General features: G+C 61.0%; 4 protein-coding genes. All 4 read left to right on the top strand.

Going from position 1 to position 13,725, the window contains the following annotated elements:
* Positions 1-11: 11 nt before the first annotated feature.
* The 4 genes from PH547_RS14945 (at position 12) to PH547_RS14930 (ending at position 13,680) form a co-directional block, all read left to right on the top strand.
* On the top strand, positions 12-842 hold the full coding sequence (locus PH547_RS14945; protein ID WP_285168712.1) for a glycoside hydrolase family 16 protein: 831 nt from the start codon (positions 12-14) through the stop codon (positions 840-842).
* Between the two features lie 333 nt (positions 843-1,175).
* Complete coding sequence (locus PH547_RS14940) at positions 1,176-3,089, top strand: non-ribosomal peptide synthetase (RefSeq protein WP_285168710.1); 1,914 nt, start codon at positions 1,176-1,178, stop codon at positions 3,087-3,089.
* Positions 3,086-11,206 (top strand): non-ribosomal peptide synthetase/type I polyketide synthase, encoded by an 8,121-nt coding sequence (locus tag PH547_RS14935; protein WP_285168709.1) that lies wholly within the window; start codon positions 3,086-3,088, stop codon positions 11,204-11,206. Before PH547_RS14940 ends, PH547_RS14935 begins: the two co-directional genes overlap by 4 nt.
* Positions 11,203-13,680: a condensation domain-containing protein gene (locus PH547_RS14930; RefSeq protein WP_285168708.1), complete on the top strand. Its 2,478-nt coding sequence runs from the start codon at positions 11,203-11,205 to the stop codon at positions 13,678-13,680. Before PH547_RS14935 ends, PH547_RS14930 begins: the two co-directional genes overlap by 4 nt.
* Positions 13,681-13,725: the final 45 nt, after the last annotated feature.

Here is a 13,725-nt window from a genome sequence, read left to right as displayed (position 1 = left end):
GTATGGATCACTTGTTCAAACATAGACGACCATGGTCGATCGGCCGCCGCGGATTTCTGCGTGCAGGCTTTGGCGCCACGCTTGCATTGCTCGGCAGCGATCTTGCCGCGCAAGCGGGCGACACGGGAGACGCGCTCGACATCAGCAATATGACGCTGACCTTCGAGGATAATTTCGACAGCCTCAGCGTCTCACCCTGGGGGCCGGGCACCCGCTGGATCGCGCACACACCCTGGAACGGCGATTTCGGCGGCGCGCGCTTTACCGACCCCAAGGGCGATTTCCCCTTCAAGACGGAAGACGGCATGTTGCGCATCACGGCGGCGCGCGACGGCAAGGGCGAGTGGCGCTCCGGTCTGCTCGCTTCGGTCGATGCGAAGGGCAATGGCTTTTCACAGGAATACGGCTATTTCGAAATGCGCGCTCGCTTGCCGGACGGCCCCGGCGTCTGGCCGGCCTTCTGGCTGATCGGCAAGGACCGCTCGAAATCCACGGCCGAAATCGATGTCGTCGAATACTATGGCGACAAGCCGGGCGCCTATTCCTCTACCGTGCATGTCTGGCACCGCGGCGGCAAGCATGAGTCCGATTTTTCGCGCATCAATGTCTATGAAACGACAAGCCCGACGGACATGCATACCTACGGCGTAAAGATCGATACCGATTTCATACGCATGTATTTCGACGGCAAATTCGTTTGGAAGACCAAAGTCCTGCCGGAACATCGCCAGCCGATGTATATTCTTTTGAATCTGGGCATCGTCGACAGCGTCACCAAAATGGTCGCCCCGGATCCCTGCTTCATGTTTGTCGACTATGTCAGGGCCTATCAATTCAAATAGGCGCCTGGCCTTGGTGCATTCTCTCTGCAGAGGCGCCCGTAGTCTGCACTCCTTGATATGAGCGGAAATAAAGAAACTTCCTTTTGAGGCGGGGTGCGTTCGCACGACCCGCCCAATCTTCTTCACCCGTAATGCTTTTGGCCAGCTCGCGGCCGCCTCGGCGGCCTCCTCCGACGAAATGTCTACGTCGGCTAAGGCTTAAGACTTTCGTTGAGGAGGGCAGTCATCCCAATGATCAACTGGTGATTTTCCGGCAGCGTGAAATTCTGCAGGCGACGATAAGGCACAGATATCGTGCCGTCGCAGGCAGCAAACGTAGCCCGGAGCACAGCGATGATCGACTTCGATTCTGAAGAGAAAGCCAATTCTCCTGTAATCATGCATTACGACCGAGACCGCAACCTTTATGACATGGTGCATGAACAGGCCCTGGCTGCGCCGCACGCCACCGCTGTCGTTTTCGGCGATTCGGCACTCAGCTACCGCGAACTTGACCGGCTCTCCGACTCATTGGCGGCCTATCTCGTAAAACTCGGTATCCGCAAGGCCGACATCGTCGGCCTGTTCCTGCCGCGCAGCCTCAATGCCATCGTCTGCAAGCTCGCCATTCTCAAGGCCGGCGGCGCCTATCTCCCCCTCGATCCTGCTTTTCCGATCGAGCACCTCGATCACGTCATCGGCGAATGCGAGCCGAAGGTGGTCTTTGTCGATTCGGCCTATGGCGACAAGATCAGCATCGTTCCCAGCATGCGCGGCCGCGTCATCGAGGCGAGCGCCATCATTGCGGAAATGACCATCCGTCCGCCCCAGCCGCGGCCTTCCGTCAAGATCGGCGGCGATGATGTGGCCTATGTCATGTACACCTCCGGTTCGACCGGCCGCCCGAAAGGCACCGCGATCGCACATCGCAGTATCGCCCGCGTCGTCCTGGATCAGACCTATGTCGAATTTCGGCCGGATGATGTGGTCCTGCACACCGCAACGATCGCCTTCGACGCCGCGACCCTGGAGATCTGGGGGGCATTGCTCAACGGCAGCAAGCTTGTCGGCATGCCGGACACTAGCTTCTCCGTCGCTCGGCTCTGCAACCTCATACGCGAAACCGGCGTCAGCATCATGTTCCTGACGACAGGGCTCTTCAACGTGTTTGCCGATCATGCGGACGGCGACCTGCCGCAGCTTCGCCATGTCCTGTTCGGCGGCGACGTCGGATCGGCAGTTCATGCGCGCCGTTTTCTCGACCGCTTTCCAGGCTGCAAGCTCACAAATGCCTATGGACCGACCGAAACGACGGTTTTCGCGACAGCATTCGAAGTGCCTCCGAATTTTACCGGGCAGGAATTGCCGATCGGCAGAGCCATCGCGCATACGGGCATTGCCGTTCTCGACGAGGAATTGCGGGAGGTTCCGTACGGGACCGAGGGGCAGTTGGCGATATCGGGCGACGGGCTTGCGATCGGCTATTTCAAACGTCCGGAGATGACCGCGGAGAAGTTCGTGACGATCGGCACGAACAACGGACAAAAGCGGTACTATCTGACCGGCGATCTCGCCGTTCTGCATGCGGACGGCATGGTCGCCTTCAAGGGACGTCGCGACCGGCAGGTCAAGATCAACGGCAAACGTATCGAGCTCGATGAAATCGAGGCCACGCTAAGACGCGATCCGCGCCTTGCCGACGGCATCGTCCTTTGCCACGTCCAAAGCGCGACGCTGAAGCGCATCGTCGCCTACCTGTGCCCCCGTCAGGGGAGCGCAGGTCCCGATTTCGTACCAAGCGTCATGGCAGCGCTACGCGCGGCACTTCCAGCCTACATGATCCCGAGCGCGGCCGTGGTCGTCGACGCATTTCCGCTGACGCCGGCCGGCAAGGTCGATCGCTCCAAGCTTCAGCCGCCGCCTATGGAGCAGATCGAGATTGCACCTGATGCCATCGCCAAGAGCCAGACGGAGACACTTCTGACAAGGCTTTGGCAGGACGCGCTGGGCACGGGAAAAATCGACCTCGACAGAAACTTCTTCGACCTCGGCGGAACCTCGCTGCAGCTCATGGAAATCCATGCAGGCCTTGAGGCCGAGCTCGAACGTTCCGTCGACGTCGTTGCCTTGTTCAAGCATCCGACGATCCGCGAATTGGCGCGCCACGTCGACGGCAAGGCTTCGGGTTCGGCACGGGCTATCGCCGCCGCCCAGCGCGCAGCTCTTCAGAGAAAGACCATGTCCCAATTCCGCAGGAGTTCTTCATGACGAGAGATTATGAAACCGGTCATGCCAATGGCGATGAGAGTGATTTCGATAGCAATCAGGATTGGGACAATCAGGATTCGGGCGGTATCGCAATTATCGGCATGTCCGGTCGCTTCCCGGGAGCGCCTTCGGTGGAGGCGCTTTGGCAGTTGATTTGCGAAGGGCGGAATGCCTTCTCGCAATTCTCGCCGGAAGAACTCGAAGATGCCTTTACCGACGAGGAGCGCGCGCAGCCGAATTTTGTTCCGGCCCGGCCGCATCTTCGCGATGTCGAGCTGTTCGATGCTGATTTCTTCGGCATGTATCCGCGCGAAGCGGCGCTGACTGACCCGCAGCACAGAGTCTTCCTGGAAATCTGCTGGGAAGCGCTCGAAGATGGCGGCTACGATCCGCAGCGTTACCCGGGAATGATCGGCGTCTTCGCCGGCTCCTCGATGCCGACCTATCTGATCAACAACGTTCTGGGCGATCGCGCCAAGGCGGAGGAATTTACCTCCAACTATCAGATCGGCTGCTTCCAACATCTTGTCGGCGCACTCAACGACACGCTTGCGACACGCATCGCCTATAAATTCAATCTGCGTGGTCCCGCCTTTACGCTGCAATCGGCCTGCTCGACCTCGCTGCTGGCCGTGTCGCAAGCCTGCCAGAACCTGTTGACCTATAGTTGCGACATGGCGCTTGCCGGCGGCGTCTCGATCACCATCCCGCAAAGGCGTGGCTATATTTATCAGGAAGGCGGCATGGCCTCGCCTGATGGCACCTGCCGTCCCTTCGATGCAAACGCTGCCGGGACAGTCTTCGCGAGCGGCGCCGGCGTCGTGCTTCTGAAGCGCCAGGAAGATGCGCTGCGGGATGGCGACCATATCTATGCGGTTATCCGAGGCTATGGCGTCAACAATGATGGCTCCGACAAGGTCGGTTTCGTCGCACCGAGCGTCGAAGGCCAGGCCGAAGCGATTTCGGCAGCCTTTGCCAATGCCGCCGTCTCACCAGCAACCATCGGCTATGTCGAATGCCACGGCACCGCGACGCCGCTCGGCGACCCCATCGAATTCAGCGGTCTCAAGGGTGCTTTTTCGGAGGATCCGCCCGCGCCGGCAAGCTGCGCGCTTGGATCGGTAAAAGGCAATATCGGCCATACGGACGCCGCCGCCGGCGTTACCGGCCTCATCAAGACCGCGCTGGCGCTGGGCAAGGCAAAGATACCGCCCATGCCCAACTACGAGAAACCGAATCCGCGCATCGATCTCGATCACAGCCCCTTCTATATTCCGACCGAGATGATCGATTGGCCGGAAATGGAAGGGCCGCGCCGCGCCGGCGTCAGTGCGTTCGGTGTCGGCGGCACGAACATTCACGTCATCGTCGAGGAACCGCCGGTTCGTCACGATGAGTCTGTCGATGAGCAGGAAGGACCATATCTTCTGCCGCTTTCGGCATCCAATCCGGCCGCCCTGTCGGCCATGCGTACTAACCTCGCTGACCATCTCGCCAAGAATCCCGGGCTGCCTCTAGCGCAGGTGGCTCATACGCTGCAGGCCGGCCGGCGTGAGTTCAACCATCGCCTTGCCATTGCCGCCAGCACTACGGAGGAGGCGATCGATCGCCTGACAGCGGAGCGCTACCAGCCGCTCATTGCCTCGGATCAACCGCCCGTCGCCTTCATGTTTCCGGGGCAGGGCGCTCAATATGCCGGCATGGGCGCCGGCCTCTATAGCGCGGAGCCGGAATTCGCCCGCTGGATCGACCGCGGCGCCGAGCTGCTGAAGATGACACTCGGCGTCGATCTGCGCGACTATATCTGCCACACCGGCCCGGTGACCCAGGCCATGGCCGACGAGCAGCGTGAGACGCGCATCGCGCAGCCCTGCCTCTATCTCGTCGAATACGCGCTGGCGCGGCTGTGGTTGAGCCGTGGCGTCAAGCCCTATGCGATGATCGGCCATAGCGTCGGCGAATTCGTCGCCGCAACGCTCGCCAATGTCATCTCCTTCGAAGACGGCTTGCGGCTGGTCGCCAACCGGGGGCGGCTGATGCAGAACCAGCCGCAGGGTGCAATGGTGTCGGTTCGCGCCGATGCCGAAACCGTCGCCATGCATCTGCGGGGCAAGGTCGAGATCGCTGCGATCAATGCGCCGAAACTCTCCGTCATTTCGGGGCCGTTCGAAGATATCGATACGGTCTGCACCGTGCTCGAATCCGCCGGCATTGCCTTCAGCCGGCTGCATACTTCGCATGCCTTCCACTCGGCGATGATGGATGAAGCCGTTATTGCCCTGCGCGAAGAGACGGCAAAGACCACCTATGGCACAGCCACCATGCCGTATATTTCCTGCGTCACTGGCGACTGGCAGACCGGTGAACGCGGAACCTCGCCGGACTATTGGGCAACGCATTGCCGCGACGCAGTTCACTTCGCCGATGGGCTCATGACGCTCTGCCGTGGCCGCAAACCGGTGCTCTTGGAAGTCGGCCCCGGCCGAACACTATCGGTCTTTGCCGCGCAGACGATTGCCCGTGACGGTGTTGCCGCCATCGTGCAGTCCTTGCCTGAGCATGACCGCGCCTTTGCCGCTTCCGAGACCCTGGCGGAAGCACATGGCAAACTCTGGATGGCCGGCTACCCGCTGGAATGGCCGGCTCTGCCCGCCAGCGCCCAGCAGCGCCTGGGCCTGCCGACCTATCCGTTCCAGCGCCAGCGTCACTGGATCGATGCGCCGCAATCCTCCCGCCGCGCGGCGAGCCAACCGGCTCTACCCGCTCAAGTTCCTGTGCCCGCTGCCTCTTTCGCAGCCGATGTCAACCTTGTCGATGAGAACAAAGCCATGAACGTCGTAACACCACTCTCCCTTTCCGATCGCGTCCTCACTCTTGAAACCTCCCTGTTGACCTTGCTCAGCGAAATGTCAGGGGAGACGCTGGGGGTTACCGAGCGGGCCGTGACTTTCCTCGAACTCGGTTTCGACTCACTGTTCGTGGGCCAGTTCGCGCAGCGTATCGAGAAGGAATACAAGGTTAAACTCTCCTTCCGTGAGCTGCTCAGCAACATTCCCTCGGTCGCCGATCTGGCACTCCATCTCGACCAGCAGATGCCGCCGGATGCCGTGAAACCAGTCGCGGCACCGGTAGTGGCGCCGGTTGTCGCTCCCGCTGCGCCGGTGGCTGCAGCATCCTCACCAATCGCTATTCCGACGGCACTTCCCGTCGCCCCGATGCCGATGGTGTCTGCTGCGTCGCCGGATTTGGCAGCCGTGCTCCAATCGCAGATCCAGCTCGCACAGTCGCTGTTTGCCCAGCAGTTGGCGATCCTCCAGGGCGGCACGGCGCTCGTCCCGGCCGCCGCTGCGGCGATCCCAGCAGTTGCACCGCCGGTTTCTGTGCCCGTCATCACTCCTGCTGCCGCGCCTGCCGCTCCAGCAGCCGTCAAGCCGGCGTCAGACACAGCGGAGACCGAATTCGGCACGGAGCGTATCAAGCTCTACCGTCCCGGCGCAAAGAGCCTTGCGCCGGAGATAACCAATGCGAAACGGGCCTTCATCGCCGATCTGACCGCCGCCTATGAAGCGAAGAACGCCAAGTCCAAGGCCTTCACCAAGGCCAATCGCCATTGGCTTGCCGACCCGCGCACGGCTTCGGGCTTCCGCGCCGACTGGAAGGAAATGGTCTTCCCGATCGTCTGCGACCATTCCAAGGGCGCACATATTTGGGATGTCGACGGCAACAAATACGTCGATCTAGTCAACGGCTTCGGGCAGACCGCCTTCGGTCACGCCCCGGATTTCGTCATCGATGCGATCAAGGCCCAGGCCGATATCGGCTTCGCCATTGGCCCGCAAACGCCGCTCGCCGGCGAGGTCGCCGGAATGATCGCCGAAGTGACTGGTCATGAGCGCGTCACCTTCTGCAACACCGGTTCGGAAGCCGTCATGGCCGCCATGCGTCTCGCCCGTGCCGTCACCGGCCGTGACCGCATCGTGGTCTTCGCCAATGACTACCACGGCCAGTTCGACGAAGTGCTGGTCAAGGGCCGCAATCGGGCCGACCGGCCGATCGCCTTGCCGATCGCTTCCGGCATCCCGATGGGCTCGGTATCCAACATGACCGTGCTGCGCTACGGCGCACCGGAAAGCCTCGATTTCATCCGCGCCAATGCTGAGGAAATTGCGGCCGTTATCATTGAACCTATCCAAAGCCGCCATCCGGAATTGCAGCCGATCGAATTTGTTCGTGAGCTGCGTGATGTCGCCACTAAGTCTGAATTCGCCCTGGTCTTCGATGAAGTCGTCACCGGCTTCCGCGTCGATCCCGGCGGCATGCAGGCGATCTGGGGCATCAAGGGCGATATGGCGACTTATGGCAAAGTTGTCGGCGGCGGCATGCCGATCGGAGTCTTGGTTGGAAGCGCACGTTTCATGGATGCTCTCGACGGCGGCCACTGGAATTACGGCGATGACTCCGTTCCCATGACCGCCCCGACTTTTTTTGCCGGCACATTCGTACGTCACCCGCTGGTGCTGGCCGCGGCACATGCCGTCCTGCATCACATCAAGGGTGAGGGTGCGGAGCTTTATGGACGCGTCGCCGAACGAACGCAGGCACTCGTCGCCGAAATGAAGGCGGAACTCGCAAGGCGCGGCATTGCCGATGTCGTTCACGGCTATAAGAGCTGGTTCGCCGCCGACTTCAGCAGCCAGGATTCGCTGGGGTCACTGTTCTACGCCCAGATGCGCCTGAACGGCGTCCACATCCAGGAAGGCTATCCATGCTTCCTGACCACGGCCCATAGCGAAGACGATTTCCAGACCATCGCCAAGGCCTTCCGCGACACTCTCGACGCGCTGCAGTCGGTGGGAATCCTCGCCCCTGCCGAAGATAGACCAGCCTCATCGGTTGAAACGAAAGTACCCGTGGTAGCGCGCGCTCCGCGGCCGCAATCCGCACCGCTGACGGAGGCGCAGACGGAAATCTGGCTGGCGGCACAGGCCGGCGACGAAGCCTCGTGCTCGTTCAACGAATCCTTTTCATTGAAGCTCGAAGGCGCTTTCGACGAGAAAGCGTTCCGCAAAGCCATCGATACCGTCGTTGATCGTCATGATGCCTTCCATATCCGTTTTGATCGCAGCGGCCAGTTCTTCCACTTCATTCCGGATTTCAAACTCGATCTGCCGCTGGTCGATGGTGCCAACGAAGCTCATCTGCGCCAGATCATCGAAGACGAGGCGCTGACACCCTTTGACCTCGTGAACGGTCCTCTGGTCCGTGCCAGCATCGTGAAGCTCGGTCACGACAAGCATGTCTTCGTCTTCACGGGCCACCACATCGTCTGCGACGGCTGGTCGATCAACGTGTTCGTCGATGAGTTGTCGACCGCCTATGCTGCCTACCAACAGGGCGAGATGCCGCACTTCGAACCGGCTCTGTCCTTCGCCGCCTATTCGACCGACTTCGCACCGAAGCCGGAGAAATCAGGGGCTACGGAGCAATTCTGGCTCGACCAGTTCAAGACGGTTCCCGATCTGCCGGAAATGCCGCTTGATCGGCCGCGCCCGGAATATCGCAGCTTTGCCGGCGGAACCTGCACCGGCTTCATCGGCGAGGAAGTCTATAAGACCCTGAAGAAGGCGGGAGCAAAATCGGGTGCAACGCTGTTCTCCACCCTACTTGCCACCTTGCAGGTAACGATCTCGCGGCTTTCCGGCCAGGAGGACATCGTCATCGCCATCCCTTCTGCGGGCCAGAGCCTGGTCGGTGACCAGATCCTCGTCGGCCACTGCGTCAACCTCCTGCCGCTGCGTCAGACCGTGACGTCAACAGAATCCTTCGTCACCCACCTGAAGGCAACGCAACAGTTAGTCTTCCAGGCGTTCGAGCATCAGGACTACACCTACGGCACGCTGGTGCGCAAACTCGGGATCAAGCGCGACTCGCGGCGCCTGCCGCTCACCGAAATCCAGTTCAACCTGGAGCGTATGGCCGGCGGCGGCGCCTTCGGCAACCTGAAGCCGACGATCGAGCCGAATGCGAAGGCCTTCTCCAACTTCGACATGTTCTTCAACATGATCGAGGCCGCGGATCACATTCGCATCGATGTCGACTACAATGCCGACGTCTTCGACCGCGCCACCATCGAGCGCTGGATAGGCCATTTCTCGACGCTGGCTGCGGCACTCGCGAAAGATATGGAGCGCAAGGTTTCCGAACTGTCGCTGCTGACGGCGGACGAGAAGTCCTGGCTGATCGAAAGCCTCAATCATACGGCGATGGACTACAATCATGATGAGTTTGCCTTCTCGCTCTTCGCCCGCAAGGCAGCAGAACATCCGCATGCCGTCGCCGCCGAGCATGACGGTCATACGATCACCTACGGCGAACTCGAAACCCGCTCCAACCAGCTTGCCCTCTATCTGCAGATGGCGATCCCCGAACCCGGGCAGCGCATCGCGCTTCTCGTCGAGCGCTCGCTGGAAATGATCGTCGCTCTCTTGGCGGTCATGAAGGCCGGGCACACCTATGTGCCCATGGACCCGGCCCATCCTGAGCCGCGGTTGCGTCAGACTCTGGATATCGCCCGCGTCGGCGGCCTGATTTGCGATAGCGACGAGATGGCACGGCTTGCAGCCTCAGGCACGCCGATCATCCGTACCGACAAGGACGCGAAGGCGATCGGCTCGATGACAGGGGCCACCCTGAAGAGCCTGCCGACTGACACCACGGCTCCGGCCTATATCATCTTTACCTCCGGCTCGACCGGCATGCCGAAGGGCGTCGAAGTGTCCCACCGGGCGCTGACGAACTTCCTCCTTTCCATGGCAAAGGAGCCGGGATTCACCGCCAATGACACGCTGATTGCCGTAACGACGATCTCCTTCGATATCGCCGGGCTGGAAATCTACCTGCCGTTGATATCGGGCGGAAAGGTCGTCGTCGCCAACCGGATGCAGGTGCAGGATGGCTTCGCGCTGGTGCGGCTGATCAATGAGCATAATGCGACGGTGCTGCAGGCAACCCCGACGCTCTGGCAGATGCTGACGGAGGCGGGCCTCAAGGAGCGGCCGAATCTGAAGATGCTCTGCGGCGGCGAACCGTTGCCGAAGGAGCTGGCGAAATCGCTGCTGACGATCGGGGGCGAGCTCTGGAACATGTATGGCCCGACGGAGACGACGATCTGGTCTTCGCTGCAGCGGATCACCGATGCGGATCAGCCGATCACCATCGGCCACCCGATCGCCAATACCCAGCTCTATATTCTCGACCAGAACAACAGCATCGCGCCAATCGGCGTTACCGGCGAGCTGCATATCGGCGGCGATGGCCTGGCGAACGGCTATTTCGACCGGCTTGACCTGACCGAGAAAGCCTTCGTGCCGTTCTGCTTCGCCACCGGCAGGCCGAAGCGACTCTACAAGACTGGCGATGTCGGCCGGCGCCTGGCCGACGGGTCGCTGCAACTGCTCGGTCGGCGCGACCAGCAGATCAAGCTTCGCGGCTTCCGCATCGAACTCGGCGACATCGAAGCCGTCGTCTCCAAAGCCGAAGGCGTTCGCCAATGCGCCGTCGTTGCGGCGGAGAACCAGAAGGGCGACCGCTCTCTCGTCTGCTATGTCGTACCCACGATCAGCGGCATCGAGCTTTCGCCGGCCAATCTTGCCGCACATGCCAAGGCCAATCTTCCCGGCCATATGGTGCCGAGCTTCTGGGTGACTGAAAGCGAGCTGCCGCAGACCGCTAATGGCAAGCTCGACCGGAAGACCCTGCAGTTGCGCGGCGTGCCACAGCGCGAGGCTGCAGTCGTCAAGGTTCAACCCAAGACAGAGACGGAGCGGCGGATCCTGACGATCTGGGAGGAGGTGTTGAACCTCGGAGATATCAGCGTCGACGACAATCTCTACGCGCTGGGTGCCGACTCGCTGACTATCTTCCGCATCGCCGCCCGCATGCTCGACACCGGCCTGCCACTGGAGGCGAAGCATCTGCTGCGTCATCCCTCGGTAGCCGAGCTGGCGGCCTTTGCAGACAGCCAAGGGGAGATCAAGGCTGACCCGGCTCAGTTCCACGTTCCATCATTGAAAGACTTCCGTAACGGCGCACGCCGCGGATTGGAGAGGGCAATATGAGTAGTGTTGAAAACAGCCCCGTAGGCCAGGTTGCCGATCTGGAGATCATCGGCGAGTTTCCCTGCACGCAGACGCAATTGCGCTGCTGGATTCTCGACCAGTTGCTCCCCGGCAATCCAGCGCTCAATGTTGCGGTTCGCTGGGAAATTCGCGGCGCGTTCAAAGCCGCGACCATCGAGGCGGCCTTTCGCAAGGTGATCCAGCGTCATGAGATTCTGAGGACGCGATTCATCGAAAGGGAAGGCCGCCCCTTCCAGCAGGCGGTGGACCGGATCGATTTCAAGATGTCGGTGATCGATCTTCGCAGCATGGCGGCCGATCAGCGCCAGACAAGAATCCTGTCGATCGGCGAGGAGACGGCACAGGCTCCTTTCGACCTTAGCAAGCCCGGGCTCTTTCGAGTCTCGCTGCTGATGGCCGAAAATGACCGCGGGGTTCTCCTCATCACCGCCCACCAGAGCTGCTTCGATGGTTGGTCGATCCGCGTGCTCGGACGGGAAGTGGGGGAAATCGCCGCCGCCATCGATGCCGGCCGGCAGCCTGTCCTCCCTGATTTGCCGCTCCAATATGGCGACTATGCTCTCTGGCAGCAGGAATATCTGCAGAGCTACGGTTTCGAGACGGAGAAGACCTTCTGGCGGGAGAAGCTCACCGGCGCGCCTTACTTCGAAGTGACGCCGGACCATCCGCGCGGCCGTGTGAAGACCAATCACGGCAATATTCTCTCCGTCGCGCAGCCTCTCGCCTTCAGCGAGCGCATGGATGCCGCCGCACGCGCTCATCGCGTCTCGCAATACAGCTACGGCGCCGCCATCATCAGCGCCATGCTGCATCGGCTGACGAATGCCGAGACCGTGATGTTCGGCTCACAGGTGGCAGGCCGCGAACATTCCGATCTCGAAGATCTGATCGGCGTCTTCATCAACAATCTTGTGCTGCGCTTCGATTTTTCTTCCGACATCTCGTTCGCGCAGCATATCCATTCGGTCAGCGAGACGGTGGAGGGGGCGCTGAACCATCAGCGTATGCCGTTCAACAAGCTGGTGGAGCTGATCAACCCGGTCCGCGATCCCTCGCGTAATCCGCTGATCTCCGTGAATTTCAACCTGCAGAAGGCGTTTCTGGAGGATCATCGCTATGGCGGCTTCGAGCTGATCAGCTCGCCGTCGCAATCGCCCGGCGTCATCTACGATCTGAGCTTCATCATGATCGGCCGACCGACGGGCTGGCGCATGTCGATCGAATACAATGCCGATCTCTTCGATGCGCGCACGATCGAAAGCCTGCTGCAGCTCTGGCAGAAGGCGTATGAGGTCGCCCTCGACCATCCCGAGGCAATGCTGTCGTCGCTGACCGTGCCCGAACGGCAAGCAGTTGCTGCCGCCAAGGACGCATCGGCAACGGAGCTTTCCGGGAGCCAGGCTTCGGCCGATACGCCGGTGGCGAAGAAGATGGCTGCGCTGGCGGCCCTCTGGCAGGACATTCTCCAAGTTCCGCAGGTACGGCCGAAGGACGATTTCTTCGCTCTCGGCGGTCATTCCCTGCTGGCGCTGCGGCTGCTGTCGGCCGTGCGGGACAAATTCAACGTCAAGCCGACGCTGGAACTTCTGTTCAAGGAGCCGACGCTCGAGGGCTTTGCCGCCGCGATCTTCGACACGCCGAAGGCGGAGGAACCCGCCGCCGCGATCGCCAATCCCTGGGAAATGATCACCTGCAAACGCGGCACAGGGCCGGCCTCGGTTTATACGCTCAACCATCCCTTCCTCTATTACCGCCTGGCAAACGAATTGCCGGATACGGTGTCGGTTCACAACATCAACATGTTCAATACCGATCTCGGAAACCTGGCTGGTATGCGGCTCGAGGATATTGCCCGCTATGCGGTCGATGCCATGCAGATCGATGTCAGCGCCGGGCCTGTTGGCCTCGCCGGGCTGTGTGTCAACGGGACACTGGCGATGGAGGTAACTCGGCAGTTGCGGGAGAAGGGGGCTGATGTCAGCTTTACCGCGATCATCGATACATGGGCGCCAGGCTACTTCCGCTCGCTGCCGAAAAGGGAGCAGAAACGATGGAACAGGGAGCGGCGCGTCAAACGCCTCGTCTACTTCACGAAGAAGGTATTGTCGGGCCGGATGCCGCTGATCGTGTTCCTCAAGGAGTTCAATTTCTCGCTCGCGCTTCTGAAAATGTTCGGCGTCAAAGCCGGGCAATATTCAGCTGACGAAGAGGCCAATGCGGCGGTGACGGATCTGCTGGTGGCGGCTGCGCGCAGCTACAAGCCGGTGCAGAGCAAGGACCCTTCTGTGATACTCTTGCGCAGCCAGGCCAATCATCCCCGCGCTCGCAAGCTGCTGTTCGGCTGGGGCGACGCGGTGGCGGCAGAAACCACCGTTGTCGATATTAAAGGCTGGCATGAGGACTCCGTGGCCGAACTGGCATCGGTCGTCTCCAAGAAGTTCGGCGGCGCCTAAGGCGCCGCTTCGAAAAGTATCCGGCGAAACCGCACAGGAAACGCG

This window comes from Rhizobium cerradonense, assembly GCF_030182455.1.
GTDB lineage: Bacteria > Pseudomonadota > Alphaproteobacteria > Rhizobiales > Rhizobiaceae > Rhizobium.
The sequence above is the reverse complement of the archived record's forward strand: the minus strand, read 5'-3'. Positions and strand labels throughout refer to the sequence as shown.